Source organism: Methanosphaera sp. BMS, assembly GCF_003268005.1.
In the GTDB taxonomy this organism is placed as follows: domain Archaea; phylum Methanobacteriota; class Methanobacteria; order Methanobacteriales; family Methanobacteriaceae; genus Methanosphaera.
Window position 1 is genome coordinate 267,531 of record NZ_CP014213.1, and the last position, 17,620, is coordinate 285,150.

Below are 17,620 nucleotides of genomic sequence, written 5' to 3' on the forward strand. Positions count from 1 at the left end.
GAATTGCTAAAATTCAATAAAAAGTAATAAATCGGGAGTTAATACTCCTCTAAGATTTTTTCAGTGATAATTACGGCTGATTCAACCATCTTCGGACAAAACTCAGTAAACAGATTATTTTTCAGTGCATATTCAACACCCTCTTCTGTTGAAATGTCACAATTCAACAGGTCATTACAGATATATGATCCGTTTACCTCTTTAAATTCATCTAAAAATCTGTCACATACTTCATCAGACCTTAATTTACTTTCTTCATCATCCGCACGACTTTTACCGTACTTCAATCCCAGTACCATCAATGCACCGGTACATGCACCACATACTTCTCCCTTACGCATACCACCACCGAAACATCCGCCTATCTTCAATGCCTGTTCTTTCGTAACACCATACTCCTCGGAGAATGCTGCAAATACTGCCTGTGAACAGTGAAATTTCTCTTCAAAATACTTTAACGCCTCGCTACAATGACTCATATTTATACACCTACAATTAGTATTGATACTCCAATTATCTACTTGTTAATTATTATCTTTATTGTTTAAATATATTCTTTTATGCAATTTAAACAAAATAAATAATGGGAAAATAAATGTAAAATTCATTCAACAACAATTTCTTTACTTTTTTGACTAATAATTGTTCATATAAAGAGATTGCTTGTAAACCAAATCCTTTAATAGCTTTATATTGCAATAATGATATAACTAATAACATAAAATAGGAGAAAATGTAAAAATGAACAGAAAAATTACAATGATGTTCATAGTAACTACATTACTTTTGTTACTATTAGGTGTAGTAAATGCTAGTGAAGTATCAAATGATACTGCAGTTATCAGTGATACACAAGATATTAGTATTCATGATACACCCATTATGGATAACACAGTAAAAGATACTATAACAGAACAAAAAGAAAGTAAAGAAATAACAAAAGAATATAAAAATCAAAAAACGGCAAGTAAGACGTATGACGTATCAAACTTTGACTCATTGCATTCAGCATTGACTAGTGATGAATATGATACTGTGACGGTTAACATTAAATCAAATATAATACTTTCCAGTGACACAACCTTAAATGAAGATATAAAAACACTTACAATTAATGGTAATGGAAAAACAATAAATGGAAAAGATCAGTATCAATTTTTAGATATTGACTCCAACAGTAAAATAACCATAAAGAATATTGAAATAACTAACTGTTATGCAAGTAGTGGAGGAGCGATATCAAACTCTGAAGGTAATTTAACCATCATAAACTCAACATTAAACAACAATTATGCATATGATGATGGAGGAGCAATATATGACGATGAAGGAACTTTAACAATCATAAACTCCACACTAAACAATAACACTGCAAATGATGATGGGGGAGCAATATATAGTTATGGTACCGATTTGATTATTGGAAACACCACCCTCAAAAACAACAAGGCAAAATGGTATGGTGGAGCAATATGTTTTGAATCATACACTGTTTGGTTTACAACTACTCATTATGCTGGGGGAATGCCTATTGGTCAAACTAGAACATTAGTGTCACGTTTTGGTTCATTTGAATCAACAAATAACAAATATCTCAATAACACTGCGGGTAATGGTACTACTGGAAGTCGTGGAGGAGCAATTTACAATATATATTCAAATGAATCAAAAATAAAAAATGATTTGTTTGATAATAATGAGGCAGTATATGGTGGAGTGATTTTTAATACCGGAACTGGAGAAATTTCACTAACTAACAGCACATTTACAAACAATACGGCAGAAGAATTTGGAGGAGCAATACTTAATAATAACGGTACTATGTCAATTACAAAATCAGTATTAAACAATAATCATGCAGATATGTATGGTGGAGCAGTACGCAATTTTTATGGTAGGTTAAATATTACAGATTCAATTTTAAATAATAATTATGCAGAAGAACTTGGAGGTGCAATAATTAATGAGGCCGATTTACTTATTATTAACAGCACACTAAACAACAACTATGCAAATGATACTGGAGGCTCAATATTTAACTTTGGAGAGAATTTAACCATTAAAAAATGTACCTTTAACAATAATAGTGCAAATAGTACTGGAGGAGCAATATACAATGGAGAAATTTTAACAATTATAAACAGTACCTTTAACAATAATAGTGCAAATAATGGTGGAGCAATATACAATGCTGAAAACTTAACAATTACAAACAGTACACTAAAAAACAACATTGCAAACAGAAGCGGTGGAGCCATATACAGTATAAGTGATTATGTAACAATTAATGGTAATATGTTCCAAAGTAATAACGCTGGAAATGGGGCTGCTATATATAATAAACAAGAATATGAAGATGTTGGGGATATGGAGGATAATCCAGGGCCTTATGAGATTATAAATAATAAGTTTATAAATAACAATGCAACCAACAATGGAGGGGCAATATACAATGCCGCTAATAATGTGAATATAACTCAAAATACGTTTACAAACAATTATGCAAAAAATGGAACATCCATATACAACAATGGATCATATTATTGGTATACTGAAACAAGAGTAAATACAGGTTCAACCTATTTGTATTTCTATTCAGGAGCAGTCAGTGTAGCACCGGGAGAATCTTATCCTTGGAATGATTGTAAAGATTATGGGAACAATATTAACATAATTAATAATACATTTACAAATTCAGAAATAACACCAAAAACAATAATTAACACAAATGGTACAAACATCTCCATTATAAAAAATACATTCAATCAAACAATCCTAAATAATACTGGAAATGCAATATATAATAATGGATCTGAAGTTATAATAAAGGACAACATTAATAACACGTTTTCATTACCTAATATCATATATAATTCTGCATCAGAATCATCAATTACAGAGAATATATTCATTAATACAAAATTAATTCTTAATACAACAATCACAATCTCATCAAATAACACTAATCCAACGGTAAATGAGAAAATTAAACTGACATACACATTAAAAGATAACTTTAACAACACACTCTCAAATGAAAAGATTTCCACAAGCATTAATGGAAAAAGTTACAACATAACAACAAACAATAAAGGAATAGCAACACAGGAATACATACCAACAATTAGTGGAACACAAAAAATAACTGCAACATACAACGGAAATACAAACTACAATAAAAACACGACGGCAATCAACATAACAGTCAAGAAAATTAACACAAAATTAACGCTTACTGTATCTAACACTACACCGATAAACAATACTCCAATAAATGTCACGGCAACGTTAACGGATACAAACAATAAAAAGATTGCAAATCATAACATTACATTAAATATTGCTGGTAAAACATATAAAATAAAAACAAACAGTAATGGTATGGCAACACAGTCTTATACACCTGTAAAAGTTGAAACTCAGACAATTACGGCTACATATAAAGGAACTAATCAATACAATAACAGTACAGCATCAGCTAAGATAACAGTCAAGAAGATAAACACAAAACTAACGTTAAGTGTGTCAAATTCAACACCAGTTAACAACACGCCGATTACCATAACATCTACATTAACGGATGCAAACAATAAAAAGCTTGCAAGTCAGAACATTACATTAAACATTAACGGTAAATCATACACTTTAAAAACAAATGCTAATGGTGTGGTAACACAATCATACACTCCAACGAAGATTTCAACTCAGACAATTACAGCTGCATACAAAGGAAACAGCCAATACAATAACAGTACCGCAACAACAAAGATAACAGTTAAAAATAAGATTAACACAAAAACCACAACATCCACAGTAAAAGGAATCATAGGAGAAAAACTAACACTCAAGGCAACAGTAACTGATACAAGCAATAAAAAAATCAATGAAGGAAATCTAATCTTCAAATTAAATGGTGTGACAATCAAAGACAATGGTAAACTCACAGGCTCATCCAATCCACTTAAGGTTAAAGTAACCAATGGAGTAGCCACTGCTACAATAACACCTGACTTGGATATGAGAAATGCCGACAAGTTAACAGCATCATATATTGGTACAGCTATTTACAATGCTTCAGCTAGCAGTGCTGTTAAGATACAGGTATCTCAGAGAAATGCCAGCATTGTAGTAAGCAGTAATGTCAAAACAATAAAACAAGGACAGGTATTAACGTTAACAGCTAAGGTATACGATACCACAAACGGTAAAAAATCAACTAACCTTGCCAAGTTTGCTGATGAATTCGTATACTTTAAGGTAAACGGTATAACCCTCAAAGACTCAAAAGGAAATATGCTTAAGGTTAAAGTGGTCAACGGTACGGCAACCACCAAGTACACTATACCGCTGGGATTATCCGGTGTAACTGACGGTAAGACCATGACACCAAAAAATCACACAATACTTGCTGGTTTCTACAATAAAAACTACCAGGAAAATATCAGAAACACCAGTACATTCCAGGTTGAAAGATCAAACATCACCATTAGCATAGCTAATGCTACAGTAAACAATAAAACTCATAAACTATCACTAAAAGCAACTATTAAGGATTATCTTGGTAATATAGTAAGTGGTCCTAATAAGTGTGTGATTAAAATTAATGGAGTTAGCCTTAAAAATGGTACAGAACCGATGTATTACTATTCAACCAATGGAATACTAACCATTAAAAATATTGATATTCCTGCATACAATAAATATGCTAGTATAGAAATAGTAACACAGGATAGGCTGGCATATAAGAGTCAACGTAACACTACAAGTGTTATTAAGGTTGTTAAATAAACTTAATCTCCCCTAAACTCCTTTTTTTTTATTGAATTATATTTTGAGCAATAATATATTCAAATCTATTTTCCATGTCTTATTTTACACTTGCAATCAATGTCTGGGTTAAAAGTTAGTTTACCTGCATTAAAAAAGGTTTGAAGGGTGGTTATATGTTTATCACATCAAAGCTTTTTAAATCAAGCAGGTCAAATGTGAGCACATTAGGGCTTACGCATACCTCACCTATGCCTGTTATTAGCTTGTATGCTTCAAATGCCTCCATACATCCGATGATATTTGGTGTTGGACCTATTACCGGTGGCACTCCACTTGTTACCTTTTTAAGGCTTTGCAGGCATTCATCATCCAGTGGCCTGTTTTGTGATGGCAGGTTGAACATTTCCTCATAGCTTTTGGAGTCCGGAAGGAATACGCTTACCTGTCCGGATGTTGCATGTATTGCTCCGTGGATGAATGGGATTTTGTTTTCTCTGGCATATCTTGAGACTATTACTCTTGTAAGTACGTTGTCCAATGCGTCTATTACCACGTCGGAGTCATCTATTATTTCTGCTATGTTGTCTGTGTCTACATGTTCGTTGAATGAGGTTACCTTGACGTATGGGTTTATCAATCTTACCTTTTCCTTTGCCACGCTGCTTTTTGACAGTCCCAGTTTGTCTAGTGTTGAGAGTGATTGCCTGTTCAGGTTGGATAGATCGAATGCATCTTCATCTACCAGTCTAAGATGTCCTGCTCCCATTCTTGCCAGCATTTCTATGCATTCTCCACCGATTCCTCCACAGCCGATTACCGTTATCGTGGCTTTCTTGAATTTTTCCTGTTGTTTTTTATCCACTATACTCATTTGACGGGATGCTATTTCCCAGTATCCATCTCCAATGTATCTTGTTGGCATGTTTATCACCTTATTCTTCTTATTTTTCTAAGTATGTTTGTAAAGTCGTCATATGCTTGACTATAATTTTTGTAGTCATGTCCTTCTATTAGTCCATCCTTTCTTATAGTGATGTGTTCTGTTTTTATCTTTTCTTCATCATATTCGATGTATTTCATGTTTTCTATTGTTTTTTCTATGTTGATTTTATATGGCAGTTGGTATTTGAAGTTACCCTTGTCATAGTCCAACACAATCTCCTCAGTATCTTCAAGCTGCGTTAAGTTTAACAGAATCTTTTTGTATCCTTCACTTTTTAGTTTATCGTTAATCTCTTTATATTTATTGTCTGACATAATCCGGGATATGTCATCCACTTCAACTATAGCACTTGTATCTAAATTTCTAACCTTTACTACTTGACAGCCGGTTGCTTCTTTTACAATCTTTTCACATCTGTCAGTCTGATCTATCCGTTCGCGTGTAATTGGTGTATTCGTCTTTAGTCGTGTTGCAAGGCATGTCGTGTTTCTATGGTAGGGTATGTTGTTTTTTTCCAGGTATTCATGTATATCCCTGGATGTTAAACCCGCATCCATCAGTGGCGTTTTAAAGTCGTTGTCATATGTAACGAGTATTCCGGGTCTGTCCAGTGTCAGGTCGCTTAAATTGTTTCCGTCGATGATGTAATCATAGCCTTTTTTTTGGGCTGTTTCTTTGATTTTTTCATACATTAACTGTCGACATATGTAGCATCTGTCGCTACGGTTTTCTAGTATTTCCTCATTTTCATGGAAGTTTATGTTTATTATTTCATGTTCCACTTTAAGGTTGTCTATTGAACTCTTTACGTTTTCTATGAAGTTTTCGGCAAATAATCCGTTGTCTATTGTTACAAGCAGGGTCTTTTCGGCTACTTCGCTTGAGATATGTGCCAGTAATGTTGAATCGGATCCGGATGAATATGCAAGCAGCACTTTTTTGTCTTTCAATGCATTTTTTACTTTACTTATTTTTTCTTCTAGATTCATTTTATCCTTAATCTCTTGGTGTTTGTTTAAAATTTTAGGATTATGATTTTCATAGACATACTTTGTTATATAAAAGTATTTTTATGGTTATGTATTATTTATTTTTAATTATCTTAATTTTTTATTCACTTCTTCTTTACAGTATAGTTTATATAACATTAAATATATAACAATTGTTATAAAGATGTGATGATATGACAAAAATAGAATTAGACGGAAATAAAATTAATGAAAATGAAATTGAATACCTGAAAGAAAGCTTTGACTTGCCCGTTTTTGACGGTGATTATGAGGATATCTATCAATATCTGATAGGATTCTATTCAAAGACATTGATAACATTGAAAAATAGCAGTAATGTGGATAGTGACTTGATTGATGTCTTTGAAAGGGCATCCGACTATAATGAACTTGTCAAATTTGAAAAGTTGGATTAATGTCCTTTTTACTATTTGCCGGCTTCTTTTTTAGTTGTAGGATGGATTTATTTAATCATTCCTGATTATAGGGAAACTATTTATTACTTTTTTCATTCTTTCCTTTATTTTTTCTTGCGAAAGTTTATATATCATCATCAATATACTACTATTAACAAATATAACAATTGTTATATTATTATTTTTTATAATTCAATACAAAAGGAGGATAATAAAATGTGCGAAATATTCTGTTTAAACTCAAACAAACCACAGGAGATAAACAAATGTCTGGAATGCTTTTATAACCATTCCGAAAACCACCCACACGGATGGGGACTGGCAAACATGCAGCAGGGAAACATAATCATAGACAAGGAAGCCCAAAAAGCATCATGCAGCCAACACCTAAAGGACATACTCTCAAACCCACTTGTTAGCAAAAACGTATTTGCCCACATAAGACTGGCAACAGTCGGAGAGATAATATCACCAAACTGCCATCCATTCACGCAGATTGATGCAAACAACAGAACATGGATGCTCATACACAACGGCACCATATTCGATTATCCTCCACTCGACAAATATAAAAAAATAGAAAAAGGAGACACAGACTCCGAAAGAATACTATTATACATAATAGATAAGATAAACGAATTCGAAAAACAAAAACAGGCACCGGCAACGATAAAAGAAAGATTCAACATACTCTTAGAAATAGTAACCGACATATCCAAAAACAACAAGCTAAACTTGATGATACATGACGGAGACCTAACATATATACACTCCAACATGAAAGAAACCCTATACTACCTTAAGGGTGAAGACTACTTCATGGTAGCATCAACGCCAGTCAATGACGAAGAAGGATGGAAGCAAGTAGAATTAAACAAACTCTTTGCACTGGTGGACGGAAACATAATCTTCGAAAGTAAAGAACATGAAAACGAATTCATACAAACAAAGGAACATGAAGAATACCTCAATAAGTTTATCAATTCAATAAAGGAATAAAAAACATGACCGAAACAAAAAACCAAATACAGAAAAGAATATACAATCAATTCATAAAGCCCACAAAGGCCAAGAAAAACTACATAGGAATAGAACTGGAAATGCCCATAGTAAACCTTGAAAAAAAGGCAGTTGACTTCAACGTAATACACCATGCAACCGAAAAATTCAAGAAAGAATTCACAGACTTCAACAAGCCATCAAAGGATTATGAAGGAAACACCTACGCACTCAAAAATCCAAAAACATCTGACATACTCTGCTATGACTGCTCCTACAACAACATAGAATTTGCAATGGGACCCGAAAAGGATCTTCACACAATAAACGACCGCTTCAACGAGTATTATAACTACATGAAGGAATCACTCGAACAGGAAAATCATACGATAACGGGGATGGGAATAAATCCCTACAGAAAATATAACCATGAAATACCAATACCATCCGAAAGATACCTGATGCTCTACCATCACCTCAAATCATACAAAAACTACAAAAATCCCCCAATACAATTTCACAAATACCCGGAATACGGAATGTTCTCCTCGGCCTCCCAGGTACAACTGGATATACGGGAAGATGAACTGATAAAGGCGATAAACACATTTACAAAAATAGAGCCCATAAAGGCACTGCTATTTTCAAACTCACTGTTATATGAGGAAAATCATGATATAACATGCTACAGGGACATACTATGGGAATACTCAACACATGGAATAAATCCACACAACATAGGAATGTACGACCAAACGCTAAAGGACATACCCGAATTGATAAGCTACCTGGAATCATTAAACATGTACTGTGTAATGAGAAACGACTCCTACATAAACTTCCCATCAATACCACTCGATGAATACTACGCCAATGACGATATTGAAGGAGAAATATATCATGATGGAAAATATGAAAAAATAAACATAACACCATCACCCGATGACATAGAATACCTACGGCCATTCAAATTCATCAACCTCACATTCAGGGGTACAATAGAATTCAGAAGCATCTGCACACAACCGGTAGACGAATCAATGAGTGTAGCGGCATTCCACTTTGGATTAAAGGATAACCTTGATAAACTAAATCAGCTAATCGATAAATCCGGTCTATATGAAGAGTATACTCCATCAAGGCTAAGAAAGCTACTCATACAATATGAAATACCCGAATTTCTGGATGAAGACGAGTTATATGATTTATCCAGAAAAATCGTTGATTTGGCATCAGATGGGCTGAACACAAGGGGATTGGATGAAGAAAAGTTTTTAAAACCATTATATGACCGAATAAGACGAAGGACAAATCCGTCAAAAAATATAATAGATTCACTGAAAGCCAACAAAACAATAGAAGAATTAATAAAAGAGTACGGATAATAGGATAATTATAGACAAAAAAGGAATTAAATAAAATGACAAAAACTGATTACCCATCCGGTCCAACAACAAAGGCAAAAGTAAATTCAAGAGAATACAATGCAGAACTACTGGGAGAAAACAAACTGGGAAGTGTACATATACACGGACCATACGGAAACAACAACTCCAAAATAAAGATAGCCTGCCTAATAGGAATGCATCCCTATGAAAGCAAATCCCACAGGGCATTTTTTGAAACAATACATTCAAAAGATGAATCATTAAACTACAAATACTACATATACAACATCAACGTAACAAAGGAAGATACAAATGATGAGGGAAGAATGGATGGACAACTGCTTGCACAGGAATACGTGGCAAACCACATAATAAACGGTGGCTATGACTTCTTTGTAGATGTTCATTCAAACAAGGGAACACGAGGACCGGGAAAATATGAAATAACAAACTTCATATTCGCACCCGGATTTGACACAAAATCAGAACACTATATTCAAAAGATTCTCTCCACATGGAGTGACATAGAATACTACGCACCCGAATATCGTACAAGTCCATCCTATATCACAGAACCAACATCAGCTAGCGGCATAGCAACAATAGTATATGAAACATACTCCTACGAAGACATGCAAAAAACCCTGGATAATGCCGAAAGACTAATTGAAATAATAGATACCCTGGATTTTACACTTGCAATCGAAGACTAAAACCCCATAAAGCATACAACCTAACAAATATCTCAATGATGAACCCATTCAGGAAAGATTTCAAATAAGAATGATGAAAACTAATAATTAAAACGTGACAAGTTATTAATAAGTGGATATTGATAATAATAATTATGAGAACAAAAAACTTATTGATTATAGTCTTAATCATTCTAGCAGTAATAGGAGTCGCTGTTGGAGCATACTTCATGCTGACACCTCAAACGGAATACAAGAACGTTACAATAGACGGATTAACCTTTGAGGTAAAAAATGGCAGTGCCAATGTAACCAATGTGACGGCCAACTATTATATCTACAATGATACGGAAAACAACATAACAGTACTGTTATTTGACAGTGAAGGTATGGGATTAAATGACTTTGACGAGGCAACACAGTTTGCAGCAGTAAGGGACGCACTACAGATGAATAACCAAGCACAAAATGGCACCAATTACACATACAACTACACTCAAACAGTAAATCGCTATACCTATCTGACAAATTACACACACAAAAACCTATTTGTAATAACACAGGATAAAGGTGATATGGAACACATATTAAGCACCATTAAATTAGATGCCAATACCGGTAACAACACGACAGAAAATCAGACAAACAACACAACAACACAGTCATCATCCGGCAGCCAAAAATCCTCATCAGGCAGCCAAAAATCATCTTCACAAAGAGAAGAGGATAAGATAACACAGGATGGATGGAATCCAAAGGAACACGAGACATCCCGTGAAGATATGGGTGACGGATATGAAAAGGTACACTACGATGACGGATACTTCCGTGTTGTCCATAAAAAAAGTGGAAAAATAGAAACATATGGATATGGATGATAGTTAATCCATTATCCATACTCTTTTTTTGATTAATAATTATCATTTTTTTATCTTAGCATTTTTTTAATCAAATATCCCATTCACATTTTGGAATATTTAATAAATAAATTTAAATATAACTTATGCCAAAATATAATTTACTTATAAAATATAATGGGAGTTTGATTGCTATGGATGAAATAACAATATTAATAAATAAAACAAAGAAATATTTAACCAAATATGATTATGATAATGTATTAAAGCTATGTGATAAAATATTGGATATTGATTCAAGGTCAAGATTTGGATTGGAATTCAAAGCCATATCATTATATCGTAAAAACGATTATATTAACTCATTAAAACTATATGAAAAGCTAAATAGATTATATTATGAAGATGATGAAATATTATATAGTCTGATGCGATTGAACGATGAATTAGGTAACTATAAAAGTGCAAGAGAATATTCCAAAAAACTATGGAAGTTACATCACACTGATTCTCACTGCATTAAATACAAACATTTGTCCTTTAAGCTAAAGGACGTAAATAAACTGATAGAAAGGTTAACCAATAAAATAACCTCAATTGAGACGGAAGATAATCTTACATGTGCTTCAATTAAAAGATTGATTGTACTTTATGAGGAGAAGGCAGTTTATGAATATGTCAGTGGTGATTATGAAAAATCATTATCCGATTACCTGAAGGTTGTGGATTACCATAAGTCAATTCGCGATAGCATAGAATGCCATAAGGATAAAATAAACCGGTGGTATGAATTGCTCAGTGATAGCATAGATAAAACGGATGATAGCAAAGAAACGTTGGATATGCTATTTAATCTGGATGATACTATTAGCATATGGGTTGATAAACTTGAAACAATGAACGCATTCTCACAATTTGCCGAACCCCTGGTTTACTCATATGTTTTACTGGATAAATATCCTGATAATCTGGAATTACTGCAAGTAACTGCCATGATATCACGTTATAGTGATACGGATTATTCACGCGAATGCTATAAAAGGATAATCGAATTGGATGGCAAAAACAAGGATGCAATAATGACCTTATTGGATATAAACAAATCCTATTATCTAAAAGATGAATCATTAACTCTGATTAATTCCAAATTACACATCAATGAGTTAAAAGAGGAGTTACTGCTAAGAAAAATTGAATTGCTGGAAAGTATGACATTATATGATGAAGCATTAGAGGCATATGATGAATACTTGGCAATTGAAAAACCCGACGGATTAATCCATCATAAAAAAACAGTATTTGATAAAATCAGGTGTATGGAACAACAGGCAACAGATTATTTCATAGAAGGAAATCTTGATGAAGCATATGACATATTAAAAAAGTCAATAAAACATTCAATAACCTAACACCGGATTCCACTAGGATAAGTACCGATGAATGGATTATTGAAGACTGGTATCGTAATGTATTGGACAAGACTGTTAACAATACCTATGCTAACTCCCATGACTTCTTCAATGAATTATACACCATCAAAGGAAATACCATTGAGTTATGGATTGCCAAGATAAACTCATTACTTTCATGGAAACACTTTGGAAATCCAATACAACTATGTGACATCTTACTAACTTTTAATCCTGATAATCTTCAAATACAGCTAGCAAAAGCAGACATATACTACAGAACAAAAAGAATCGGCACGGCAATAGCCGCTTATGAAGAAATATTAAAAGAAAACCCTGATAACACAGAAGCATTAAACAGGAAATTCAATCTGCTTGTACGATTCCATAAATATAGACAGGCATATGTTCTTCTTAACTCGATGGAAATAACAATTAATGAGATACGATCCGACTTGGAAGACTTGGCAGATGCACTCTTTAACTCAAGAAAATACAAACAAGCACTGTACTGTTACAATATCCTCATGGAAAATGGCCGAAATATGCAAGTATACAAGAACATGAAAATCATATGGGATAAACTGGCAGATAAAGAAAGTCAGAATGCCAGTAAATTTTATCTTGACTGGATTGATGCCATTTGCTATAGACATAACGAGAATAAATGTCCAACATGTGGACAAAACTTAATACCAATAACCTACGGATATGTACAGGTTAATCCTGATGATGAAGACTTATATCTGGGCGGATGCTGTGTAAGTGATGACAGTCCAACCGATTATTGTAATAATTGTCAAAAAGAAATCAACATGGGAGTATATGGAATAAGGCTATCCGATGAGGATTATGGCATATATTCATATGCACGGGACAAGATCATATGGCTAACGAAATACCTTGAAAGATATCCGAAAAAGACAGTAAAACAACTGCAAAAAGAAGCATATATGATGTTCGGATTAGATAAAAAGGAATTTGCCACGTTCATTGAAAAACTGGAAGAAATTGAATATGTCACGGTGGATAAAAATCATGTAAAAATAGTTGATGGATATGATGAGTTTCATACCTTGTTTGTATGATGGAATTATTAAGAATATTATTGGTGGGATACCAAAACATTTGTTTTCAAGGTATCCTCCCATTTTAAATCATATTGGTTATTTGTTCTTAATTTTGGGTATTTATTTTCTTCGACATATTGATTTGTTGTATTCACAATTGAAACATCTGCTGTCATCACTGCACATGATGAAATTTCCATCTAATATTTTATCAACAGTATTGTTTATGGATTTTTCAACATCAGTAATGTTCAAATCAGTAATTGCTATAGGTATGGCTTGTGAATATTTAACGGAGTAAATCATGACTTCCTTGATATTGTATTTGTCGTATTCGGGTAGTTTTCTTATTGCCATCGCATAAGTAAATAATTGTTTATGGTATCTGTCTGTTAATATTTGGCTATTTCTCTCATTTGTGGTTTTAAAGTCGATAATTGTTATATCATCACTATTTTTATCTTTAACAATTAAATCTATTTTTCCTTCAAGATCATAATCATCATAGGTAATGGAAAATGGCACTTCTGAACCTATTATTTCATATTTGTCTTTGTTTTCATCCCAATAAGTGTATATTGATTGTTCTATCTCTTTAAATTCATCATTTTCATTGTTTTCTAGATTTTGATTAAATAACTTTACTTGTTCTATGATTTCTTTAATTTCTTCATTGCTTGTTACTTGTCCTTGTCCCTCTTTTTGATATCTGATTTGTTTTTGATGTATAAGGTTAAGTATTGTGTGGGCCACTTGTCCAAATGTCAATGCTTTATTTTTTGAATTTTTAAATTGGTAATTATATCTAAGATTATATTCCTGTGCACAGTTATCATACTCTGATAAATGGGTATAACTAAGTTTTAATCGTTCTTTTTCAGGTTCTTTTTCTTTAGCCTGTGTTTCTACCAAGTCATTATAATTATCTGTTATTTCTTGGTATCTGTCATCGTCTATTGTTGATTCCATTATTTTTGGTACATTTCCTTCGTTGTCTTTGATTGAAGATAATATCAGTATGTCCTCTGCTCTTGTCGTTGCAACATAGAATACTCTTTTTGCTTCCTTATTTTCTTCTTCGATTACATCATCTTCAGTAACTGTATCATTTTCTATATGGTACGCTTTTTGTTTATACTCAAGATATTCCAGTGGTGTGTAATATGTTGGACTACCATGGACGTAATTTTTTTCAGCTTCTACACAGATATCGGTATGTTTGGGGAATTTATCTTCCATGATTGATCCGATTATTACTACAGGAAATTCCAGTCCTTTGGATTTATGCACGGTCATAATCTGTACTTTGTCAATACTATCGGATTCGATTGTTGATGTGGCGTAGTTATCAAATTCCTGGAATATGAACCATAGCAATCCATTTATACTATACTTTGTAACTATTTCTTCATAATTTGATATTGTTTCTGTTATTTGTCCTAGGTTTCTGAGTATTCTTTCGTTGTCTTCTGTAGGATTTTCCAAACGGTTTTCTAGAATTCCGGAATATTGTAATATGTCATAATATATCTCTAGGATTGATGGTTTTTCATAGAATTCCGTATTTGCATCATATAATTTTTCTTTGATATTATATAAGTTTTCAAACAGGTCTAAATCATGTTTATTTGTTATGCCAAGTTCTTCTAAATCATTTCTTGTCTTGCTACTTAAATCGAATCTTTCAACTTTATTTAATACTTCCTCTACAATCTCATCATCCCTATTGAACACACCTTTAAATGTTTTCAATCTACTTGTCTTGCCAGTTAATTCTTTATAGACTTCCTTTTCTGCTTCCAATATATTTTCCTGGTATCTTTCTTCGATATCTGCAAGTATTTGACAGGTTGTGTCATCCAAGTTTAATATGTCCTGAACTTGACTGAATGCACTTAAGTTTAACCAATCCTTTTCCCAACTGCTTAAGATAATCTTGTCACTATCTTCTTTCATGTACCATAATAGGATTATCATGGCTTTAACTTCTGGATTACTCATAAGTGATTCATTTTCAGATAAATTATATGGGATATTGCAGTTGTTGAATGTTTCAAGTATCTCATTTATTCCTTTACTATATTTTACAGATGACATTAGAAGTGCAACATCACTGTATTGTTTAATCTTATCGGATTGACGTAGATGAAGAATTATTTTTGCTATTTTTTCTGCTTGAGTTTTGTTATCATCATTTATTAAGTAATACACTCCTCCTTTATCTTCTCTATCGGGGATGAGATTTTTTTCAATTTCCCTATCATCACATATCAATTCTTCATTATACTCTACCACTTCCGGACATGACCTGAAATTAGTTGATAATTTTTTCACAGATGATTTGTGGGGATTGTTCTCTTTACTGATGTTATCTGCAAAGTCAGTGAAATATTTAGGTACACTGCCACGGAAAGCGTAAATACTCTGATCATCATCACCTACCACTGTAAAGCTATCCGAATATTTTGATAAAGCAGTAAATATGTTATTTTGTATAGGATCTATATCCTGATATTCATCTATCAATATATTTTTAAACCTGGAATTTTTAGCTATTGATTCATTATTCTTTAATATGTCCATTACTTTAACTTGTAAGTAATTAAAGTCATATGATGTTTCTTGCTCTAATAAATTAATGTATTCGGGATATGCCTTTGCTATTGCCAGGTATCTTGCATTGTATTGACTTTCCCTAAGTTCTTCATCGTTTCTTACTTCATCATATGGGTATTCAAAATCATCACCTTCACCACAACTGGCAATTAAATCCTTATATTCCTGTGATACTGGACGATTTTCTTGTATATATTCTACAAGTTCCGGAGTTTTCACGTTGAATGTGGTGTATTCATTGAATTTGTCTACTACGGCATGTAAGTTTTTACCACTCATATGTGCTTCTCTTGTAAAACCTAAATTCTTTTTATGCTTGCGTAGAAACATTAATTTACGTTCATTGTTGTTTTCACTTTCCAGAAGATTAATATCACTGCAACCATTTTCACTCAAAAAATTAATACAGAATGAGTGGATGGTATTTATAAACATCTTATTAACAGTGCCTTCGTCGATTTCATCATCTTTACTTAACCTTTGTCTTAATTGATCGGCAGCTTTTCTTGTGAATGTAATTACAAGTATGCTTTCTGGATTGACATTTTTTTCTCGTAGCAAATATTTGATTCTTTCTATTAATACGAAAGTTTTACCTGCACCGGGACCTGCACTAATCAGCAAGGATTTTCCATCGTATTTTACGGCATCTTTCTGTTCATCATTTAACTTTTTTTTAGGTATAACTTCAGACATTGTACTCACGTATATTAAAATAATTGTTTTATCTTTAGTTTTATATATGATGTTAACTTCGTATAAGTTTTTCATATTTTAATCCCTTGGATGTTTTGTTAAATTTTTATTATCAACAATTATGGGTAATCTATCTATCAGATTCTACTTTTTATTATCTTATAATCATGATTAATATTTCACATAGTTTGGAGTACAACCATCAAAATTTCACGGTCTATTTATTATTTCATTATGTTACCGATATACATTTGAATATTGCACTTGTTACATGTACATTATTCTTTGATGATGGATAATATCTATAAGAATTATTAGCATATAATTTCACATCTTGGATCATTTTGGAAATATTTTTTGAAGACAATATATTACATGTTATTGTTCTGTTGAGAAAACCCATAATTTTTGAAAAAATCAAAGAGAAATAATATGCAGTATAATGGTCTACTAAAATAGGAAAATTAAGTAAAAATTTATTTAAACAATATTATTATATAAATTAAGTATTACTCTATTTTTAATCCGTATTTAACGATGTAAGTAGGTACTTGCACTCGAAAAACTATATATTCTTTCTAAACTAATAGTATAAGTAGGTGAGAGAAGTATCCCACTTATAAAAAAAAATAAAAAATAGAAAATAGTTATTGATTTATTTTCAGATCTGTTATTGGTCTTTTTAGCACATCAAATCATTAAACCCTTACTTTTTAATTTCTTTCTTTTATGATTAATTATTTTTATATGATTT

The 17,620-nt window shown here is 32.5% G+C and carries 12 protein-coding genes; 8 read left to right on the top strand and 4 right to left on the bottom strand.

The window, feature by feature from the left end:
- Positions 1–38: 38 nt before the first annotated feature.
- Positions 39–479, bottom strand: a complete 441-nt coding sequence (locus AW729_RS00890; protein ID WP_112123303.1) for a C-GCAxxG-C-C family protein — start codon at positions 477–479, stop codon at positions 39–41.
- Positions 480–741: 262 nt separating this feature from the next.
- Here AW729_RS00890 and AW729_RS00895 point away from each other — a divergent pair, with 262 nt between their 5' ends.
- Positions 742–4,788, top strand: coding sequence for an Ig-like domain-containing protein (locus AW729_RS00895; RefSeq protein ID WP_112123304.1), 4,047 nt, complete (start codon positions 742–744; stop codon positions 4,786–4,788).
- A gap of 151 nt (positions 4,789–4,939) precedes the next feature.
- Here AW729_RS00895 and AW729_RS00900 read toward each other — a convergent pair whose 3' ends face one another.
- A complete protein-coding gene (locus AW729_RS00900) occupies positions 4,940–5,692 on the bottom strand; it encodes a HesA/MoeB/ThiF family protein (protein ID WP_112123305.1) in 753 nt (250 codons plus the stop codon).
- Positions 5,693–5,697: 5 nt separating this feature from the next.
- Entirely contained in the window at positions 5,698–6,702 is a 1,005-nt protein-coding gene (gene larE, locus AW729_RS00905) for an ATP-dependent sacrificial sulfur transferase LarE (protein ID WP_112123306.1), read from the bottom strand.
- 194 nt (positions 6,703–6,896) lie between these two features.
- Between larE and AW729_RS00910 the strand changes: the two genes are divergently transcribed.
- The 7 genes from AW729_RS00910 (at position 6,897) to AW729_RS00940 (ending at position 13,572) form a co-directional block, all read left to right on the top strand.
- Positions 6,897–7,139, top strand: a complete 243-nt coding sequence (locus AW729_RS00910; RefSeq protein WP_112123307.1) for a ribonuclease inhibitor — start codon at positions 6,897–6,899, stop codon at positions 7,137–7,139.
- A gap of 216 nt (positions 7,140–7,355) precedes the next feature.
- Positions 7,356–8,138, top strand: coding sequence for a class II glutamine amidotransferase (locus AW729_RS00915; protein WP_112123308.1), 783 nt, complete (start codon positions 7,356–7,358; stop codon positions 8,136–8,138).
- Between the two features lie 5 nt (positions 8,139–8,143).
- Complete coding sequence (locus AW729_RS00920) at positions 8,144–9,523, top strand: glutamylcysteine synthetase (RefSeq protein ID WP_112123309.1); 1,380 nt, start codon at positions 8,144–8,146, stop codon at positions 9,521–9,523.
- A gap of 35 nt (positions 9,524–9,558) precedes the next feature.
- Entirely contained in the window at positions 9,559–10,239 is a 681-nt protein-coding gene (locus AW729_RS00925; RefSeq protein ID WP_112123310.1) for an adhesin, read from the top strand.
- 134 nt (positions 10,240–10,373) lie between these two features.
- Positions 10,374–11,096, top strand: coding sequence for a hypothetical protein (locus AW729_RS00930; RefSeq protein WP_112123311.1), 723 nt, complete (start codon positions 10,374–10,376; stop codon positions 11,094–11,096).
- A gap of 173 nt (positions 11,097–11,269) precedes the next feature.
- Entirely contained in the window at positions 11,270–12,484 is a 1,215-nt protein-coding gene (locus AW729_RS00935; RefSeq protein WP_112123312.1) for a lipopolysaccharide assembly protein LapB, read from the top strand.
- Positions 12,485–12,546: 62 nt separating this feature from the next.
- The gene (locus tag AW729_RS00940; protein ID WP_112123313.1) at positions 12,547–13,572 is read left to right on the top strand and encodes a hypothetical protein; all 1,026 of its coding nucleotides are present in this window, start codon (positions 12,547–12,549) and stop codon (positions 13,570–13,572) included.
- A gap of 102 nt (positions 13,573–13,674) precedes the next feature.
- On the opposite strand, the gene AW729_RS00945 is transcribed toward AW729_RS00940, so the two are convergent.
- Positions 13,675–16,941: an ATP-dependent DNA helicase gene (locus tag AW729_RS00945; protein WP_112123314.1), complete on the bottom strand. Its 3,267-nt coding sequence runs from the start codon at positions 16,939–16,941 to the stop codon at positions 13,675–13,677.
- Between the last annotated feature and the right edge of the window lie 679 nt (positions 16,942–17,620).

Coding starts and splice junctions, on each gene's coding strand:
- AW729_RS00890 (WP_112123303.1), bottom strand. CDS start 479: ATGAGTCATTGTAGCGAGGCGTTAAAGTATTTTGAAGAGAAATTTCAC.
- AW729_RS00895 (WP_112123304.1), top strand. CDS start 742: ATGAACAGAAAAATTACAATGATGTTCATAGTAACTACATTACTTTTG.
- AW729_RS00900 (WP_112123305.1), bottom strand. CDS start 5,692: ATGCCAACAAGATACATTGGAGATGGATACTGGGAAATAGCATCCCGT.
- larE (WP_112123306.1), bottom strand. CDS start 6,702: ATGAATCTAGAAGAAAAAATAAGTAAAGTAAAAAATGCATTGAAAGAC.
- AW729_RS00910 (WP_112123307.1), top strand. CDS start 6,897: ATGACAAAAATAGAATTAGACGGAAATAAAATTAATGAAAATGAAATT.
- AW729_RS00915 (WP_112123308.1), top strand. CDS start 7,356: ATGTGCGAAATATTCTGTTTAAACTCAAACAAACCACAGGAGATAAAC.
- AW729_RS00920 (WP_112123309.1), top strand. CDS start 8,144: ATGACCGAAACAAAAAACCAAATACAGAAAAGAATATACAATCAATTC.
- AW729_RS00925 (WP_112123310.1), top strand. CDS start 9,559: ATGACAAAAACTGATTACCCATCCGGTCCAACAACAAAGGCAAAAGTA.
- AW729_RS00930 (WP_112123311.1), top strand. CDS start 10,374: ATGAGAACAAAAAACTTATTGATTATAGTCTTAATCATTCTAGCAGTA.
- AW729_RS00935 (WP_112123312.1), top strand. CDS start 11,270: ATGGATGAAATAACAATATTAATAAATAAAACAAAGAAATATTTAACC.
- AW729_RS00945 (WP_112123314.1), bottom strand. CDS start 16,941: ATGAAAAACTTATACGAAGTTAACATCATATATAAAACTAAAGATAAA.